Annotated in this window: 19 protein-coding genes; 7 read left to right on the top strand and 12 right to left on the bottom strand. The window is 63.2% G+C overall.

Annotated elements, in window-relative coordinates; all coding sequences use genetic code 11:
• From AAFM29_RS07695 to AAFM29_RS07680, 4 genes are all read left to right on the top strand, one after another.
• Positions 1-334: aminotransferase class I/II-fold pyridoxal phosphate-dependent enzyme (locus AAFM29_RS07695; RefSeq protein WP_341712221.1), on the top strand; the 334-nt coding region annotated here is incomplete at its 5' end.
• A 47-nt stretch (positions 335-381) separates the two neighbouring features.
• Entirely contained in the window at positions 382-1,569 is a 1,188-nt protein-coding gene (locus AAFM29_RS07690) for a cell wall hydrolase (RefSeq protein ID WP_341712220.1), read from the top strand.
• Positions 1,570-1,622: 53 nt separating this feature from the next.
• On the top strand, positions 1,623-2,480 hold the full coding sequence (locus AAFM29_RS07685; RefSeq protein ID WP_341712219.1) for a TauD/TfdA family dioxygenase: 858 nt from the start codon (positions 1,623-1,625) through the stop codon (positions 2,478-2,480).
• A 78-nt stretch (positions 2,481-2,558) separates the two neighbouring features.
• The gene (locus AAFM29_RS07680) at positions 2,559-3,254 is read left to right on the top strand and encodes a nitroreductase (protein ID WP_341712218.1); all 696 of its coding nucleotides are present in this window, start codon (positions 2,559-2,561) and stop codon (positions 3,252-3,254) included.
• Positions 3,255-3,257: 3 nt separating this feature from the next.
• Here the strand turns inward: AAFM29_RS07680 and AAFM29_RS07675 are convergent, their stop codons facing one another.
• Both AAFM29_RS07675 and AAFM29_RS07670 read right to left on the bottom strand, forming a co-directional pair.
• Complete coding sequence (locus AAFM29_RS07675; RefSeq protein WP_341712217.1) at positions 3,258-3,878, bottom strand: 2-hydroxychromene-2-carboxylate isomerase; 621 nt, start codon at positions 3,876-3,878, stop codon at positions 3,258-3,260.
• Entirely contained in the window at positions 3,875-4,573 is a 699-nt protein-coding gene (locus tag AAFM29_RS07670; RefSeq protein ID WP_341712216.1) for a glutathione S-transferase N-terminal domain-containing protein, read from the bottom strand. The genes AAFM29_RS07675 and AAFM29_RS07670 overlap by 4 nt, the downstream gene beginning before the upstream one ends.
• 218 nt (positions 4,574-4,791) lie before the next feature.
• On the opposite strand from AAFM29_RS07670, the gene AAFM29_RS07665 reads away from it, so the two are divergent.
• Together AAFM29_RS07665 and AAFM29_RS07660 are read left to right on the top strand one after the other, a co-directional pair.
• Complete coding sequence (locus tag AAFM29_RS07665; protein WP_341712215.1) at positions 4,792-6,213, top strand: hypothetical protein; 1,422 nt, start codon at positions 4,792-4,794, stop codon at positions 6,211-6,213.
• Positions 6,214-6,216: 3 nt separating this feature from the next.
• The gene (locus tag AAFM29_RS07660) at positions 6,217-6,423 is read left to right on the top strand and encodes a hypothetical protein (RefSeq protein ID WP_341712214.1); all 207 of its coding nucleotides are present in this window, start codon (positions 6,217-6,219) and stop codon (positions 6,421-6,423) included.
• 42 nt (positions 6,424-6,465) lie between these two features.
• Here the strand turns inward: AAFM29_RS07660 and AAFM29_RS07655 are convergent, their stop codons facing one another.
• Positions 6,466-7,668, bottom strand: coding sequence for a type III PLP-dependent enzyme (locus AAFM29_RS07655; RefSeq protein ID WP_341712213.1), 1,203 nt, complete (start codon positions 7,666-7,668; stop codon positions 6,466-6,468).
• A gap of 188 nt (positions 7,669-7,856) precedes the next feature.
• On the bottom strand, positions 7,857-8,747 hold the full coding sequence (locus tag AAFM29_RS07650) for a helix-turn-helix transcriptional regulator (protein ID WP_341712212.1): 891 nt from the start codon (positions 8,745-8,747) through the stop codon (positions 7,857-7,859).
• Between the two features lie 140 nt (positions 8,748-8,887).
• On the opposite strand from AAFM29_RS07650, the gene AAFM29_RS07645 reads away from it, so the two are divergent.
• Positions 8,888-9,451: a hypothetical protein gene (locus AAFM29_RS07645; protein WP_341712211.1), complete on the top strand. Its 564-nt coding sequence runs from the start codon at positions 8,888-8,890 to the stop codon at positions 9,449-9,451.
• 177 nt (positions 9,452-9,628) lie between these two features.
• Here AAFM29_RS07645 and AAFM29_RS07640 read toward each other — a convergent pair whose 3' ends face one another.
• From AAFM29_RS07640 to AAFM29_RS07605, 8 genes are all read right to left on the bottom strand, one after another.
• On the bottom strand, positions 9,629-10,807 hold the full coding sequence (locus AAFM29_RS07640) for a carboxynorspermidine decarboxylase (protein WP_341712210.1): 1,179 nt from the start codon (positions 10,805-10,807) through the stop codon (positions 9,629-9,631).
• 7 nt (positions 10,808-10,814) lie between these two features.
• Entirely contained in the window at positions 10,815-11,504 is a 690-nt protein-coding gene (locus AAFM29_RS07635; protein WP_341712209.1) for a CerR family C-terminal domain-containing protein, read from the bottom strand.
• A 53-nt stretch (positions 11,505-11,557) separates the two neighbouring features.
• Positions 11,558-12,916: an oxygenase MpaB family protein gene (locus AAFM29_RS07630; RefSeq protein ID WP_341712208.1), complete on the bottom strand. Its 1,359-nt coding sequence runs from the start codon at positions 12,914-12,916 to the stop codon at positions 11,558-11,560.
• A gap of 63 nt (positions 12,917-12,979) precedes the next feature.
• The gene (locus AAFM29_RS07625) at positions 12,980-13,930 is read right to left on the bottom strand and encodes a cupin domain-containing protein (protein WP_341712207.1); all 951 of its coding nucleotides are present in this window, start codon (positions 13,928-13,930) and stop codon (positions 12,980-12,982) included.
• 63 nt (positions 13,931-13,993) lie between these two features.
• Positions 13,994-14,626 (bottom strand): TetR family transcriptional regulator, encoded by a 633-nt coding sequence (locus AAFM29_RS07620; RefSeq protein ID WP_341712206.1) that lies wholly within the window; start codon positions 14,624-14,626, stop codon positions 13,994-13,996.
• A 41-nt stretch (positions 14,627-14,667) separates the two neighbouring features.
• Positions 14,668-15,618 (bottom strand): peptidyl-alpha-hydroxyglycine alpha-amidating lyase family protein, encoded by a 951-nt coding sequence (locus AAFM29_RS07615; protein WP_341712205.1) that lies wholly within the window; start codon positions 15,616-15,618, stop codon positions 14,668-14,670.
• A gap of 54 nt (positions 15,619-15,672) precedes the next feature.
• The gene (locus AAFM29_RS07610; RefSeq protein ID WP_341712204.1) at positions 15,673-16,680 is read right to left on the bottom strand and encodes a N(4)-(beta-N-acetylglucosaminyl)-L-asparaginase; all 1,008 of its coding nucleotides are present in this window, start codon (positions 16,678-16,680) and stop codon (positions 15,673-15,675) included.
• 39 nt (positions 16,681-16,719) lie between these two features.
• Complete coding sequence (locus AAFM29_RS07605; RefSeq protein WP_341712203.1) at positions 16,720-17,931, bottom strand: saccharopine dehydrogenase family protein; 1,212 nt, start codon at positions 17,929-17,931, stop codon at positions 16,720-16,722.
• Positions 17,932-18,094 lie beyond the last annotated feature (163 nt).

Genomic DNA, 18,094 nt, shown 5'->3' with positions numbered 1-18,094 from the left:
GAACTCGAACGTCGAACGCAACGCGCAGCAGCAGGCCGCGGCCATGCTCAAGCTCAAATTCGCCGAAGCCGGCCTGCCGGTGATGGACAGCGTCACCCATATCGTCCCGCTGATGGTCGGCGATCCGGTGCGCGCGAAGAAAATCAGCGACATCCTGCTCGCCGAATACGGTGTCTATGTGCAGCCGATCAATTTCCCGACCGTGCCGCGCGGGACCGAGCGCCTGCGCTTTACCCCCGGCCCGGCGCATACCGAGGCACTGATGGACGGCCTCGTCGACGCGCTGGTCGAGATCTGGGGCCGGCTCGAGCTGGAGCTCAGGAAGGCGGCCTAATCGGCCGACCCCTGTTTCTCAGGGCAGGGGCTTCCTAGATAGCGGCGATGCAGGCCCTTGCCTCAAGCCGGTTCCGCGAGAATGCCCCCCTGTTCGGGGTATTGTTCCTGCTCGTCCTGAGCTTCACGGCCTTGGCGGCGTTCGGGCGCCAGACTCCCTCACCCAATGCAATTGCGGCGCTACCGTTACAGGCTCCGCTTGAGGCCCTTCCGGCGAGCGGCGAGGACGCGGATATCCTGTTCTCCACGCTCGATCCCGAAGAGGCGCGCCTGCGCAACGCCGCAGTAGGCTTTGTCGATGCCGCGTCCGATCCGGCGCCCCCGTTCCACTTCCGCGGCAATGGCATTGACCGCGATCGGGCGCGCGATTGCCTGGCGCTGGCGGCACTGGCCGAAGCGGGCGCAGGCGATGCCGATCAACGCGCGGTGATGCAGGTGGTGCTCAATCGGGTACGCCATCCGGCTTTCTCCGGGACGGTGTGCGGTGTGGTCTTCGAAGGGTCGCAGCGTCCCACCGGATGCCAGTTCACCTTTACCTGCGACGGCTCGCTCGCGCGCAGCTATCCCGAAAGCCTGTGGCGCTCGGCACGCGCGCGGGCGGAAGAGGCACTGGGCGGTTATGTCGACGGCAAGGTGGGCAGTGCGACGCACTACCATGCAGACTATGTCTATCCGGCCTGGAGCGGCGAGCTCGACAAGATCGCGGCGGTTGGACCGCACCTGTTCTTCCGCTGGAAGGGCACATGGGGCAGCAGCCATGCGCTTACCGCGCGCTATTCGGGTGGAGAGCCCGATCCGCTGGCCCTGCGCACGCTGGCACAACAGACCGAGCGGCCTGAAGACCTGCTCCCCCGACTCGTCGATGCGGGCACCGCGGTACGCAGCATCACTGCCTCGGACACGCCGCGCGATTCCGCACTGCCAGCGCCCCAGCCCGCGTCGCCGGGTTCCCCCGCTCCGGGCGTCCACTTCGTGCTCGTCGGCTCGGGCGACTCCCCCGACACATTGGTCGAAAAGGCCCGCGCCCTGTGCCCGGGCGACCGCTATTGTCAGGTCTATGGGTGGGACGATCCCTCCGCGATCCCGGCCAAGCTGCCACTGTCATCGACGGCCCGCGCGAAACTACGCTTCAGCTTCCTCCCCGCTCGCTCGGGCAACGGCGAAGTCGCCTATTTCGACTGTCGTCTTTTCCCGGCTCCCACAGCCGGAAGCTGCCTGCCGCGCGCCCTCTACTGAGGGTCTGGCCGCCCTTCCCCTTGCGTGTTAGCCTTGCGGCAAGGGAGAGAGAAATGGCCACGCAACTCGACAAGAACCGGCTCGACACGGGCGCGCTCGATATCCACCCGCTGACCCCAGCGATCGGTGCGGAGATCCTCAACATCGATCTTGGCGGGCCCGACATTGCCGACCGCGTGCCCGAGATTCGTGCTGCACTGCTCAAGTATGGCGTGATCTTCTTCCGTGACCAGCAGCTGACACAGGACCAGCACATCGCCTTTGCACGGCATTTCGGCGAGCTCGAGATCCATCCGGCGACACCCAAGGACCAGCCTAATCCCGAAGTGCTGCGGATCGCGCATGGGCCCGATAGCCGCGGGCAGGAGAATAACTGGCATTCGGACGTCACCTGGCGTGAATGCCCCTCGCTCGGCTCGATCCTCTATGCCCGCGAGGTCCCGCCGGTGGGCGGCGACACGCTGTTCGCCAACATGCACCTTGCCTACGAGCGCCTGTCCGAACAGATGCAGCGCTTCTGCGAGGGCCTGACCGCTGTGCACGACATCGCCCGCGTCTTCGCCCGCCGCCTTGGAAAGGCGCCGGAGGAGCTGCACGAGAAATACCCGCCGATGCGCCACCCGGTGATCCGCACGCACCCGGAGACGGGCGAGCGCGCGATCTACGTCAACACCGGCTTCACCAGCCATATCGAGGGACTGAGCGATAAGGAGAGCCGCTGGCTGCTCGAACACCTCTATGCCACGGCGATGGACGTCGAGATCCAATGCCGCTTCCGCTGGCGAGAGAATTCGATCGCCTTCTGGGACAATCGCGTGTGCCAGCATCTCGCAGTTTCGGACTATTTCCCCGCACGACGGGTGATGGAGCGAGTCACCATCGCCGGAGATCGGCCCTATTTCACGCCCTGAGACGCGCGTGACGTAGCGGATTTTGCGGCTGCGCAGCACCGCGCTAAGCACCGGCCATCAGCGCGGGAGAGTGTGTGCATGAGCGGTAATCCGGAAATGAGCTTTGCAGATGTGGTCAACGGACGACGTTCGATCCGAGGCTATCTCGACAAGCCGGTGCCGCGCGCGTTGATCGAGGAAATCCTGGAGATCGCAATGCGCGCGCCCTCCTCGATGAACACCCAGCCGTGGAACTTCCACGTCATCACCGGCGAACCGCTCGACCGGATCCGCAAGGGAAATACCGAGAATATCCTCGCAGGCGTGCCCGACAGCCGCGAATTCCGCCGTGGCAGCGCCTTCGAAGGCGTCCATCGCGAGCGGCAGATCCATGTCGCCAAACAGCTGTTCGGTGCCATGGGCATCGAACGCGACGACAAGGAACGGCGGCAGGACTGGGTGCTCCGCGGCTTCCGCCAGTTCGACGCTCCGGTCTGCGTGATCATCACCTACGACCGCATCCTTGACGACGGAGACGACAGCAAGTTCGACTGCGGGGCGGTGACGACCGCGCTGGTCAACGCGGCATGGAGCCGCGGGCTCGGCTGCGTGATCAATTCACAGGGCATTATGCAAAGTCCTGTGGTGCGCGAACATGCCGGAATCCCGGACGACCAGGTGATCATGAAGGCGGTCGCCCTGGGTTGGCCCGACGAGACATTCCCCGCCAACGCCGTGGTCAGCACGCGCAAGAGCGTGGAGGAAGCGGCGCGCTTCGTCGGCTTCCCCGACTGACCCTTATCCCCCGGCCAGCATGGCGACTTGCTGACGCACCAGCGGCAGCTGGTCGTTGCCGAAATACATGTGTTCACCGCCAACGAAGATCGTCGGCGAACCGAACGCACCGCGCGCGATCGCTTCCTCGGTATTGGCGCGCAGCCGGTCCTTGATCGGCTGGCTCGATGCGCGATCACCAAGAGTGGTGCCGTCAAAGCCCGCCTCATCCGCCACTGCCACCAGCACGGCGGGATCGTCGAGATTGCGGGCGTCGGTGAAATAGGCTTCGAACGCCGCATGGGCGAAGCGTTCGAGGGCTTCCTGGTCGTCTTCCAGCGCGCAGCAGAAGCGCATGGCGTGGACCGATTTCAGCGGATGATATTCGGAAGGGAACTTCATCCCTACCCCCGCCAGCTGCGCCCATTGCTTGAGCCAGCCGAAGCTGCGCGCAAGCCGCGCCGCATTTTCAGGCTTGCGGCTTTCGTAAACTGCAGGGTTCACGGCGTTGAATACCCCGCCGACCAGGAACGGCCGCCAGGTGATCGCATGGTCAAGGCCAGCGAGCGTCGGGCGGATATTGGCGAAGGCCAGCCGCGTCCATGGGCTCGACAGGTCGAAGAAGAACTCGATCGGCACCGTCATAGCAGTTTCGCCTTCCCCGTTCCGAAGAGGTTCTTGCGCTCCTCCTCACTCATCTCCCCCTGCCGCCGCATGTCGCTCCCCAGCGCCACGCCGCGGCGCAAGCCCTCGCGCAGTTTCAACACATCGTACCAGCGCCGCACATGCGGGAACTGTTCCAGTGGGATGCCCTGTGCCTTCCACGTGCGCACCCAGGGGAAACAGGCCATGTCGGCCACGCTATAGTCAGGCCCGGCAATATACTCCTCCTGCCCCAGCTGGCGGTCCATCACGCCGTAAACGCGCAGTGCCTCGCGGTGGAAACGCTCGATCGCGTAGGGCAGTTTTTCCTCGGCATAGAGATGGAAATGGCCATGCTGGCCCAGCGTCGGACCCAGGTGGCCCACCTGCCAGAACAACCACTCCCGCACGCGTGAAATTCCGCGCAGGTCGGTCGGCAGGAACCGCCCCGATTTTTCCGCCAGATAGAGGAGAATCGCACCGGATTCGAAGACAGTCACCGCTTCGCCGCCATCTGCAGGCGCATGGTCGATTATTGCCGGAATGCGCCCATTGGGGTTGATCGCGAGATATTCCTCGCTGTGCTGATCGCCCGCCGCAAGGTTCACCCAACGCGGTTCGTAAGGCAGCCCGCACTCCTCAAGCATGATCGCGACCTTCCACCCATTGGGCGCTGGCGCGGTAAAGAACTCTATCATTTGTGGGACCTCTCCCCAGACTGTCTTTCGGGCACCATCCCCAGAGGGCGGTCAATACGCAAGGACAATTCCAGCAACAGGCCAATGCGATCTCGCCCTTCCGGAATGAATCCACGAACCAGGCGGGCATGGCCGTTACTTACAATATCTCGCAGAGCCACAGCGCTAGAAAATCAAGGCAAGATGAACTTGCGGCACTCTTTGGTGGGGGGAGCGCCATGATTAAGAATATCTGGACACTCGTCTTGATCGCCTTGGCGGTGGTGGTTTCCGGTTGCTCCGCAAATCACAATACCGCCTTCCGCAATACGCGCATTCCCGCGGGACCAAGTGCACTTGTTGTCGATGCCAAGCAGAGAATGGTGCTGTCCGCACATGCCCTGCTCGACGCGCAGGGAAACCCAGACCCCTCCAGCGTCCGGCGGTTCTGTTCGGAACCCAGCCCCGATGTCTTCAGCGTAATCGCACAGGCGCTCAGCGCAGGGGGACGTTTCGGCAAGACGGCAGACCCTGCCAGCCTGGAAATCGCTCTGAACGCTGCTTTCAGTTCGGCGGAACAGGGTGCGACCATTCCGCGCACCCAGACCGCCAATATGCTGCGTGAAATGATGTTCCGCACCTGCGAGCGCTATCTCAGCGGCGGCTATGACGAGACCGAACTGTCGGTTCAGGCTGCGCGCGACCAGAGGATCATGGTTTCGATCCTCGCGATCGAACAGCTGACCGGGGCGGTCACGCCCAAGCCTGTGATCATTGCAGCATCGGGCGGCGGCTCCGCGGGCGCATCGGGCGACGCGATCATCCGGCTCGACGAGGCACGCAAGGCCAAGGAAACCGCCGAAGGCAAGTATGCCTCCGCGCTTGAAGCCTATGCGGAAGAAAATGGCGAAGACGGCGTCTGCGATGCGATCGACGGCAAGGAAGAGGACGACTTGACCGCCGAACAGAAGGCCAAGGTCGAACCGTGCCAGGAAAAGCGCAAGGCGCGTGACGAGGCAAAGGGGCAGCTGGCTGGCAAGTCAGCGGCTTATCAGGAGCTCGGTTCGCTGGCGCGATCTGGCGGCGTCGCAGTAAACACCTCGGTACTGGGGGACGGCGATGGCGGGCTCGACAGGGCCCATGCCGATGCGGTGAAGGATGTAGCCGCTGCGGTACAGGCCATCGTCGGGCAGAACTTCAGCGATGGCACCGAAACGCTCCTCTTCTGCCAACGGCAGATCAGGACCCTGTCCGTTGTAACCGACATCACGCCAGCGCAAGGCAAGGTCCTGGATAGATGCGTCGAGTTCGCGATCTCCTACGTGGAACAGAAAGAGCAGCAGCTTGAGCTCGAAACAAATCTCCTGAGAAAAAAGCTCGGCGTCCCCATTGTTTACAGCAGGGATGCCGATGGCGGGATCACCTCGAATGAAATCGAGGTCGCCAATGCCCTGTTCGACGTCTTCTGGGCGCGCGAACAGGTGAATTTCAGCAGGGACGCGACACGGGTTGCGCTCATCAACCGGATTGCCAGCAAGCTGTCGCGGCCCGAAGCCGCGCTGAAATCATGTTTCGCCGCTGCAGCCGACGCGCAGGAAATGCGGGCATGCTTCGTCAAGCTCAACACTGCGACACGTCGTATCCTAGCGATAGGAGGTTAGCCCATGTCACGCACATACATGGTCATTTGCGCCGCGACCGAAGTGGGTGTCGAGGCCCTCGCGCAATCGCGCGGTTTCACCGTCCTGCAACCCATACGTGAATTCGACGGTATCACCTCCGAAGACGACAATTCCTTCGGCATCGAATTCGGCCGGATCAATACCGCCCACGGCAAGGGCTATGTAGCGCTCTGCTACATGGAGGTCTGAAGCGTCCAGACCGGGCCCGACCTTTCGGTGGGCCCGGAGGGATTAACGCAGGCTCACCACATTGTCCGCCTCGGGACGCGTGCGGCTGCCGTCGTAGAGGCTCGCCATCGGCTCGTCTTCGACCACGATCCGCTCGGCGGCGCCGAAGCCGTTGAAATCGGTCTTCATCGCCGCGCCATAGGCGCCGAGCATGCCGATCTCGATATAATCGCCAGCCTGGATGTCCTCGGGCAGGACGAAGGGGCCCTGCATGTAGTCGGCATCGTCGCAGGTCGGGCCGTAGAAGGAGAAATCCATCTCCGGCTTGATCAGGTCGTCCTCGAGCGCGCGGACCGGGAACTTCCAGTCCACATGCGCTGCATCGAACAGCGCGCCATAGGCGCCGTCGTTGATGTAGAGCTCTTCGCCCCGACGCTTCTCGACCTTGACGATCAGCGACGAGTATTCGGCGCACAGTGCGCGGCCCGGTTCGCACCACAGTTCCGCGTTATAGGCGATCGGTAGGGCTTCGAACTGGCGGTGGATGATGGTGAAGTAGTCCTCCAGTGGCGGAGGCTCCATGCCCGGATAGACACTGGGGAAACCGCCGCCGACGTCGATCATATCGATCACCACCGATGCCTCGGCAATCGCGGCGCGCACGCGCTCCAGCGCCTGGACATAGGCGAAGGGGGTCATCGCCTGGCTACCCACGTGGAAACACACGCCAAGCCAGTCGGCATGCTGGCGGGTCTGCTGCAGCAGCTGCGGCGCCTCGGTCAGATCGCAGCCGAACTTGCTGGCGAGCGAAAGCTCGGAATATTCGCTGCTGACGCGCAGGCGCACGCACAGCCGCAGATCCTTCGCCGGCTTGCCATCTTCGCCGCGCGTGGCATCGACGATCTTCGCCAGTTCTTCGACCGAATCGAGGCTGAAGGTGCGCACGCCATGCTGGTGGTAAGCCTCGCGGATCGCGCTGGGCGCCTTCACCGGGTGCATGAAGCACAGCACCGCATCGGGCAGTACGCCGCGCACCATGCGCACCTCGGCGATCGAGGCCACATCGTAATGCGTGATCCCGTTGTCCCACAGGATCTGCACCAGATCCGGCGAGGGATTAGCCTTCACCGCATATAGCGACTTGCCCGGAAACTTCTCAACGAAGAATCGAGCGGCACGCGCGGCGGCATGCGGGCGATTGAGGATGATCGGTTCGTCCGGCCGAAGGGCGCGAACTACAGACCGTGCGTCAGGAAATTCGTGCAACTCAAGGGACCCCCTAAACAGTCCTTGCGGACCATGAAACGACAAGCTGCCTTGCGGTTAGGAAGTCCCCTTGGGGCAGCGGGAGCGCGGCGTATAAAACCTGCATCATGAAACGCAAGTGAATATGCGCCGAAAATTCGCAAGCCCGGCGCGGGGTGCGGCGGGCTGTTTCCGCGGTGGTTTGCGGCCTAGCCGCGCAGCCCCCGGCCGGTGGTCCCGCGCGAGAGCGAGGCCTGCGCGCCCACGCTGAGGAAGGCGTCACCACCCTGCGCTGCATGCGTCGGCCCCGAATCGCGATAGATTCGCGCCTTGATCGCTTCGTCACCCACCGGATCGAGCGGTTGCGGCTGCAAGTCTGCCAGCTCGGCATAGGTGGCATCGTCGCGCGCGGCATCGCCGCTAAGATCACCAACCCGTTCAACCAGAAGGGGAAAGGCAGCGGGTGTCCGCGCCGGATCGAGCGCTGCGAGCATGATGATCCCGTCGAGCACCATCGCCCGCGGCAGCGTCACGCCCTTGCACAGCACCGTGACCGGCGATCGGCCGATGCGATCGAACAGGTAGACCACGATATTGCCCGCGAAGGGAAACAGGTGGCCCGCGAAATCGAGGCCAGAGCCCGACATGCGCACCTCGATCAGGCCCGCCGGAGTACGGCGGATCATCCCGTAATCGTGAAACAGTTCACCCGGCATCAGCAGCGACGGCCGCGCGGTGCGCCAGAAGCCTTCATAGGCAGTACCGCGCGAATCGATTTCCTGCGCGGCAGCTTCGCGAAACTCGCCCAGGATCGGTTCTGCCGGCGAAAGGTCGGGCTGGGTCGGCGCCTCCAGTTCAAACTTGCGCGCCAGCTCCTCCGCCGGGACATACCAGTCCGCCAGGCGAAAGCCGGGCAGCCGTTCTTCCATTAAGTGACTGAGACGCGACAGGTTGTGCTCGCTTGGGTGGACCGTACCCGCCAGCCAGCGGCCAACCAGCGATTTGTCCACTCCCAGCGCCTGCGCCAGCGCGACGCGGCTCAGCGATGCTGCCTTGAGCACCATGTCGAGCTTGATCGGCAGGTCGCGTGCCGTGTCCATGCCCATGAGTTACTCCAGTGCACCGGATTTGCAACTCGATGCATCGCGCTGCGCAGCCCGATGCATCTGACCGAATGCACGGCGATCGCGGACATCACCCTCACCCGCCCAGAACGGCGGTTTCAACAGGGAGAAGTCCGATGCAAAATCGCCCATACACCGCCTGCCTCGTGGCCCTGTCGGTCATGGCTGCCGGCTGTTCCACGCGTCCGCGCAATTTCTCGGCCAATGTCAGCGCGCCGGTCGCCGATCGGATGGCGTTCGAAAACGACTATCGCACATGCGAGAAGCTTGTCCGCGCAGGCCATTCGTCAAACTTCAAGGGCGCCGCAGCCACCATCGCGACGACAGGCGTGGCTACGGTCGGAGCAGGCGCGGCCATTGTGTCGACAGGGCTTGGCGGTGTGAATGTTGCCACGGGAGCGGCATCGGCCAGCCTGGCCGCAGTACCGGTAATCGGCGTCTTGGCTGGCTTCGGGGTATCTCGCGCCATCCGTGGCGGCAAGGAACGCGCGTACAAACGCACCATGGGCGACTGTCTGGCCGAATACGGCTATCCGGTCGGGACCTGGACCAAGCTCAAGAAGCGTGACGATCCCGCGGCCTTTGCCAGCGCCAATGTCACCGTTGCCACTGCGGCAAGTACGAAGATGCCAATCGAGGAGGCCCCGATCGAGCTTACCGAGGCGAGCCCGACGCCCTGATCAGAAGCTGATCTGGGGCCTTGGTCGAACGTGCCCTATTCATCGTCGCCGGGCCGATGGAAATCGTCAGGCTTGAAACCGAGCATCCCGGCGAACAGCACCGCCGGGAAGCTTTCGCGTCCGGTGTTGCAGCGTGACACCGCCGTACTGAGCGCGTGGCCAGCAGCGACCCGCGCGCTAGCTCAACCGGTCGCGAAAGGTTTCGTAGCCGAACTCGCGGACCAGCTCGAGCTGATCGGTTTCGCTGTCCCACAGGTAGATCGAGGGTAGCTGGACCCCGTTGAAAGTATTGGTCTTGACCATCGAGTAATGCGCCTGGTCGAGGAAGGCGAAGCGCGTGCCGACTTCCGGCCCTTCCGCAAAACGATAGTCACCGATAACATCGCCCGCGAGACACGAGGGGCCGCCGATCCGCACCGGCTCGATATTCTCATCCTGTGCCTCGCCAAGCATTGCGGGGCGATAGGGCGCTTCTATTACATCGGGCATGTGGCAGGTGGCCGAGATGTCGGCGACCGCCAGCGGCATCCCGTTCCACCCGGTGTCGAGCACGGTACCGACGAGGATACCCGCGTCGAGTGCCACCGCTTCACCCGGTTCGAGGTAGATTTCCGCGCCCGTATCCTCTTTCGCGTCCTTGAGGAACTCGATCAATTCCTCGCGCTGGTAGTCGGCGCGGGTAATGTGGTGGCCGCCGCCCATGTTGATCCATTTGAGCTGGCCGAAATACGGTTCGAGCGCATCGAACACTACATCCCAGGTGGCGTGGAGCGGTTCGAAATCCTGCTCGCAGAGATTGTGGAAATGGATGCCGTCGACCTGCTCCATGATCTCGGGCGTCAGCTGGTCGATCGGGAAGCCGAGACGGCTGCCCGGGCTTGAGGGGTCATAGCGCGGCACCTCGCCCTGCGGACTGAGCGGGTTGATGCGCAGGCCCACGTCGAAGTCGTGCCCGGCAGCGCGAGCGGCGTCCAGGATCAGCGAGGCCCGTTCAAGCTGACCGGGCGAATTGAAGATCACGTGGTCCGACAGACGCAGGACCTCCTCCAGTTCCTCGGGCTTGTAGGCGGCCGAATAGGTCGCGATCTCGCCATCGTAGAACTCACTGGCCAGCCGGGCTTCCCATAGGCCCGAGGTGCACACGCCATCGAGATATTCGCCGATGATCGGCGCCGTCGACCACATGCTGAACGCCTTGAGTGCAGCGAGCACCTTGATCCCGGCAGCATCGCGAATATCGGCCAGTACCTGGCAGTTTGCGCGCAGCTTCGCCGCGTCGACCACGAAGGCAGGCGAACTGACCCGCGAAAGGTCGAAATGGGCGAATGCGCCCGGATCGCCGGCTCTGGTTTCCATGTCTGTCCTACTCTCCGGTCTTCGCGGTAACCAGCGCATCGATCTGGCGGGCGATGGAGCGGCGCACCGCTACCACCTGTTCGGGCCCGATGTCGGACCAGCCCATGATCGCCTTCGACACGCGCCGGCCGTTGGTGAAGGCGATTAGATTGGAAATCAGCATCAAGGCTTCAAGGCGTGCATCTTCGCCCGGTTCCTTTTGGCCGCGTGCCGCGCCGATCAGCCGCGCCGCAAGTTCGGTCCCGGGTTGCCACAGGTTTTCGTAGAGGATCGCGAAGGCCGCGCCGGGCGCATTCATCTCGCGCGCAACGAAACCGGCCCAGACAGCGGCTTCCTCGTTCAACACCAGCGTTTCGACGAGAGCATCCATGAGTTCGTGCAGACGACCCAAGGCCCGCGCCGGATCGATGGGTGCCCCACTCGCCAGCAAGGCGACCGCTGCCGCCGAGGCCGAGGCAGTCCCGGCAGCGAAGCGTTCGACAATCGCCCGGGCACATTCGACATAGAGCCCGTCCTTCGATCCGAAATGATAGTTCAGAGCAGGCTGGTTGACCCCGGCCGCCGCGGCGATCGAGCGGGTGCTGGCACCTTCGAGCCCGCTTTCGCCAAACGCGACGATCGCCGCGTCGACGATCGCGCGGCGCGTGTCGGCGCTCTTGGCGTAGGTGCCGCGTGCGGCAGGTTCGGGCTGTGCCATGCGCGGCCCATAGGCCAAGCCGCGACCAAGCTCCATAGGTTCGCCAGAACCTGTCAGACCGACGGCTTGTACTTGCTCGCGTCAGTGATGAAATCGGCGTGGCCGTAGGTCTCGAGCAGCCCCGCGAGTTTGCGGACAAGCCTGCGGTCGGCCCATTCGCGTGTCACAGGGATCGCCGCCAGCAGCTTGAACCAGCGGATTCGGCCATGGACGAAGGCGAGCGCGGCGATCGCCGCGACCTTGTCCGCTGCGCTCATGGTCACACCGACGCTGGCGGCCAGCTTGCGGTCGCCGCCCATGAAATGCTCGATGAAGAAGAGCTTGGAGAACCCGCCTTCCATCCAACGCTTGACGCCAGCAAACAGGCCCTCGCCCTGGGTCATTTCGGCGACCATGGTGGCGCGCAACAGGGCACCGCAGGTCTCGGGGTCGAATTCGGCGCGCAAGGTCGCCTGGCGTGTCAGCCACAGCTTCTCGATCCCGCGCGGCGTGTCGCTCAGCAGGTCTTCGGGCAGGCCAAGCAGGAAGCAGCGATAGCGGGCCAGTTCCACCTTGGCCCGTTCCTCGGGCGTGAAGGTCTCGCGCCCGCTGTCGAGCACTTCGCGCGCCATCAGATAGGTGCCGATGAGCCCTGCCGGCATCTGGTCGACCTGCGGGATCGGAACGCCATAGGTGCCGACGTCCCATTTACCGCTGCGCATGATGTTGGCGCGCACCATCGAGTGCATCAGACGCACCTTGGCAGCCGCCTTGAAGCCCGCACCGTCGCGCCGCAGCGCGCCGGGCATCAGGGTGGAGGTGAAGAAGCTGCCGGTCTCATAGGCGCGGCGCGCGGCGGTGTTGTTCGAGAGCGTGCCGGTGAGCGCCATGGGCAGCGCGCTGTATTTGTTCATGAAGGTCGCGATGAAGGCCCCACGCAGCACGAAGGGTGTCAGGTGGACATGCGCGTTGCGTTCCTGTCGCGCGCCTTGCTCAACCAGTTCCATGTCGAGCCAGTCGGGCTTGGCTTCCATCGCGGCGATGAAGGCGCGCAGTTCAGCGGGAGCATCCGCGACTGCTTCGATGCCCTGCTCGCAGGCCAGGTCGAGCATGTCGACGAGGCGACGAAAGCCGTAATCGGGCATCAGCGCGGCAAAGGCATCGGCGGTGCGGTCGCCGGTCATCGTATATGCGCGAATGAGCTCCAGGCATTCGGTATCGGCGAGAAGCTCTGCCCGCCGCGAAGTGAAGCGCGCGGGCATTTCGACCTTGTCGGCAAGATCGGTCGAAAAGCGCTCGGGCATTCGTGCGAAGTCGATCGAACCGTAGATCGCCGGGATCGCCTCGCGCTGGGCCAAGACCGAGGCGGGCAGTCCGGCGCCCTCCGAATCTACAAGGGTATCATCGAATGATTCGAGCGCGTGGGTCGCCATGTTTGGCTCCTTTCGCGCTCGAATTTATGTCGTTTGATAAATTTGTCAATCGAGACCGCCGGGCTACTCTTCCTTGGGCTTTGGCTTGGCAAAGGGGTAAGTCCGGTGAAACTGGTTCAGGTCCTGCAAATAGCTGGGATAGGAGGTCCCGAAACCGAAGTCGGAATTGTCGCCATAGAGCACCAGCACGCCTTCGAGCGGCTCGGTCCCGGTATTGGCGAGCCTGTGCTTCACGAATTGTGCGACGAAGACACTCATGCCCTTCTCCAGCGCGATCGGCCCGTCATCGGAATAGAGCGTGCCCCTTCCCGAAGTGACCACGAAGAGGTTGGGCATCTGTCCGAACTCGAGCCGTGGGTCGTCGTTGACCACTTCCTCCGGGCCAATGCTGAAATAGAGGATGCGGAAGCCCTTCATCGTATGCAGCGCGGTCGCTTGCGCACCATGCGTTTCGAGCGAGGTGTCGCGGCCGAAGCGGGTTACCTCGGGCTTGCCCTTGGTGAAGAAGTGCGAAAGCGCGAGGTAGAGATCCGCCTCATCGCCCGAGGTCGAACTGAATCCCGGCATGTCGCGCGTTTCGACACCGACCTTGTCGCTGCCAAAGCTCTGCATGGAAGCAGTCCCGGCATTGACCTTGCCCGAGGCGATGAGCTCGAGCACGTCGAGATCCGCGATCTCGAAATACCAGGTCGGCGTCACCGGCATGCCGCGGGTCAATGTGACCGAGTGCGGGCCGAAGGCATGATCGACCAGGCGCCCGCGCGGCGACGGGGTTTCCTTGCGTTCGACCGAGACGGTCCACCAGGCACCGCCCAACTTGATCCCGAAGATCATGTCGATCGCCATCGGGTCATTGCGATAGTCCGCCGCAAATTCGCGCAGGATAGCGTCGGCCCGGGCTTCCTCATCTGCGGAGATGGTGTTCACAGCATCCCTCTGGTTGTTCTGCGCATATGCGCTGGCGGGTACTGCGAGCATGGCAAGGCTCGCAAGGAGGAGAGTTTTGGCACGCATGATCGCTGATCCCTATTGCTGTAATAGGGCGGTAATACACAATGCGCTATTTTAAGCAAGCGCTTAATTTTCTCGCAAAGCATGTTCCATGATCGTGGCAAGGCCATCGGCGAATTCGTCGAGGGTCGGAGTACTGACACCCACATCGACCTCGCGCATCACACGCTCGCGCACCGGGGTGGCGACGAGGAACAGGATCAGCGGGCCGACGATGGCGAGGTGGACCACCTGCGGGTCCCATTGCCGTGCAGGCGAAGTTTCGGGCAGCCCGTCAATCACCGCGCGGGTCATTGCCATCATCCCCAGCAGAGTGCGCGAGGTCTGCGGATGGAGCATTCGTTCGGGCTCCATGTATTCGCGCAGCAGCATGGGCACGAAATGCGGGGTCGATCCGATGGCCCTGGCGAAGGTGCGCACCAGCGCACGAACCGGGTGGGCATGGTCGAAGCCCTTCGCAGCAATCGCCCTCGCCCGTTCGACCGCATCTGCGAGCAGAGCATCGTAGAGCCCGCCCTTGCTGCCGAAATGATAGGAAACCAGCGCCTGGTTGCAGCCCGCCGCATCGGCGATGTCGCGCACCCCGGTTTGTGCAAAGCCGCGCGTCGCGAAGAGTTGAGCGCCCGCCTCCATGATCGCCGCACGCGTCTCGATCGTGCGTTGCTGGGTCTTGCGGGATTGTTTCGCAGGCGTGGCCATGCACGCGAGCGTAGCAGCGCCACGCAAGACGCAACAGCCCGCTAGCGCTTGGGTGGAATAGTGAAACGGACCACCCGCCCCCCGGTCACGTCGGTCATGTAGACCTTTCCGTCGGGACCGATGGCGAGGTCATGGCCAAGGCTCGCGTCTTCGCCGGGCAGGCCGACGTCGAAAGATCGCTCGATACGCCCGTCGGCGCCATAGATGCGCAGGATCGCGCCCGTGCGATCCGCACCGTCCCGGCCTTCCACTGCCAGCAGGCGCCCGTCGCCCAGTGATTTGAGACTGTAGGTGTGATTGCCCGCCGGCGATACGCGGCTCTCCACCGGCTTGCCTTCGAGCGAAAAAACCTGGATTCGCGCATGCTCGCGGTCGGCTACGTAGATGTGCTGGTCATCCACCGTGACGGCGTGGGCGACCTTGAAGTCCCCCCAGTCCTTGATGAAATGCCCGTCACGGTCGAATTCCGCCACACGCGTGTTCACATAGCCATCGGCCACCAACACCTTGTCACCCAGGAAAGCGATGTCCGCCGGGCGGCCGAAATGACCTGCATCCTGCCTGCTCACCCCACGCTCGCCCATGACGAGTTCCTGCTGCCCATCGTGGCTGAAGCGGAACACCTGCTCATGCGCGACATCGGTGATCCAAACCTTGCCCTCGGCATCGATCGAAATGCCGTGCGGCATGATGAACAGGCCCGCACCCCATTTGGCGATCAGCTCCCCATCGGGCGAGAATACGAACACGGTCGGGTCCGCTATCGGTTCGGTCGGGAACGGCTCTTCCCAGACCCGCCCTGCGCGGTGGAGAACGAAGATATTGCCTTCGCGATCGACATCGACCGCGCTGACTTCGCCAAATTTCGCATCGGCGGGGATGGTCGGCCAGCCGAAGTCGACCACACCCTTGGGCACATCCTCGCGCGGCGGAGGCTGCGAGCAGCCCGCCGAGGCAAGCAGCATGGCGATGGCGAAATGCGACGGCTTCATGCGGACTCCGGAACCTGAACGATGCCAATTACCATGGCCAAGCCTGCCAAACCGTTAGCCGGGCTGACTGACAGGCTCGGGCGAAACCCAAACGCGGCGATTGCCTTCGCGATTGCGGACCGAAAAGCTGAACCCTCCATCGTCCCAGCCAACCTGCGCACCGCCATAGCGACCGTCGATCCCGATAGCCGCGATCCCGCCGCTGAACTTGTAGCCGCGATCAGTGATCCGCTTCAGCGCCGCTTCGGCGGCGAGTTGCGGGGGCATGCCCTGCCGCATCAGTTCGACCGTGTGATAGGTCGGGAGGAAGCGCATCATCACATCGCCATTGCCGGTTGCAACGGCTCCTCCGACGAACTGGTCGCCATAGGCACCGGCACCGGGGACCGGAGAATCTCCGACGCGGCCAGGAATCTTGAACTCGCGGCCATTGGTCGAACAACCGACGCACAGATTCCCGTGCGCATCGACCGCGATCGAACCAACCGTATCGTGCCCTGCAAGGCGATCCGCATCCATCGGTTCGGGGTCGAAGGCGTCGGTTTTTACGCCCTTGGCCGCCCACTTTTCCCACGCCGCCTGCGAACGCAGATTGGTGAGCGAGGTTTCCTCGAACCCCATCCGCACCGCGAACCGTGTCGCGTCATCCCCTACGATCAGCGTGTGCTGGGTTTCTTCCATGACCTTGCGTGCAACCGAAATGGCGCGCTTGACCCGCTTGAGGCAGCCGACCCCGCCCCAGTCATGCGTCGGACCCCACAATATGGTCGCATCGAGCGTCGTTTCGCCAACCTCGTTGGGAACGCCACCGTAACCGACCCAGTATTCGTCGGGCAGCAGTTCGACATGATTGATCGAATGCTCGACCGCGTCGAGCGCGGATCCACCCCCGGCAAGAACCGGCCAGGCAGTCTCGTTCGCCCCCGGACCGAAATCCCAGGTCGTCAGGACGAAGGGCCCGTCGACCCGACCGGACTCCTTCGGCTGCGCACGCAAGCCAGTTCCTGCCGCAGTCGCGGCAATGGCCGCCGCGCCCATAAAGCCACGTCGTGAAGTCTTCATGCTTGCCCCCGGATCACTAAATCCCGAAGGCGCAGTTGATCAGAACTCGACCGGCCCGTCCAGTTCCTCGACGGTCCACGGCAGACCATGCTTGTTGAGCATGTCCATGAACGGGTCGGGATCCATTTCTTCGACGTTGAACACGCCGTCACCTTTCCACGCACCCTGCACCACCATCGCGCTGCCGATCATCGCGGGAACGCCAGTGGTATAGGAAACTGCCTGATTGCCGGTCTCTTCATAGGCGGCTTCGTGCGAACAGATGTTCTTGATGTAGAAGGTCTTCTCGCCCGATCCGTCGAGCGCCTCGCCGGTGGCGATGCAACCGATATTGGTGTTGCCCTTGGTCGTTTCGCCCAGCGTTTCGGGCTTGGGCAGCACCGCGGCGAGGAACTGCAGCGGGATGATTTCCTTGCCCTTGTACTTGATCGGCTCGATCGAGGTCATGCCGACGTTCTGCAGCACGGTGAGGTGCTTGATGTACTCGTCACCGAAGGTCATCCAGAAGCGCGCACGCTCCATCTCGGGATTGAACTTGGCGAGGCTCTCAAGCTCCTCGTGATACATCATGTACATGTTCTTGGGCCCGACGCCCTCGAAGTCGAATTCGACCTTCTTACCCATCGCCGGGGTTTCGACGAACTCGCCGTTTTCCCAATGCCGCGCGGGTGCGGTCACTTCGCGGATGTTGATTTCCGGGTTGAAGTTGGTGGCGAAGGCCTGGCCATGGTCGCCGCCGTTGCAGTCGAGGATATCAAGCGTGCGAATGGTCTTCAGCTTGTGCTTCTTGAGCCACATGGTGAAGACGCTGGTGACACCCGGGTCGAAGCCCGAACCGAGCAGCGCCATGATCCCCGCTGCCTTGAAACGGTCGTGATAGGCCCACTGCCAGCTATATTCGAACTTGGCCTCGTCCTTCGGCTCGTAATTGGCGGTGTCGAGGTAGTCGACGCCTGCAGCAAGGCAGGCATCCATGATCGGCAGGTCCTGATAGGGCAGCGCCAGGTTGACCACCAGGCTGGGCTGGACCTTCTTGATCAGATTGACCATCGCCGGGACTTCCTCGGCGTCGATCTCATAGGTCGCGACGTCCACGCCGGTGCGCTGCTTCACGCTGGCGGCGATCGTATCGCATTTGGACTTGGTACGGCTGGCAAGGTGGATATCGCTGAAGATATCGGCGTTCATCGCCATCTTGTGCACGCATACCGAACTGACGCCGCCGGCACCGATCACGAGGACTGTCGACATAGGGTTTCTCCGAAATTCGAATCTTGGCAGGTCCCCTAGCGAAATGCGCGGAAGTCGCCAATCGATCCGAGAAACCCGTTTCCTAGCAGTGCCGCTTGAGGCAAGGACCCGGCATGCGCACGTTGTCGATCATGCCCGTCGTAGTCGTTAAGCGACCCAAACG

The organism is Erythrobacter sp. (genome assembly GCF_038133525.1).
Lineage (GTDB): Bacteria > Pseudomonadota > Alphaproteobacteria > Sphingomonadales > Sphingomonadaceae > Qipengyuania.
Note: the sequence above shows the minus strand (reverse complement) of the source record. Positions and strands in the feature narration are given on the sequence as shown.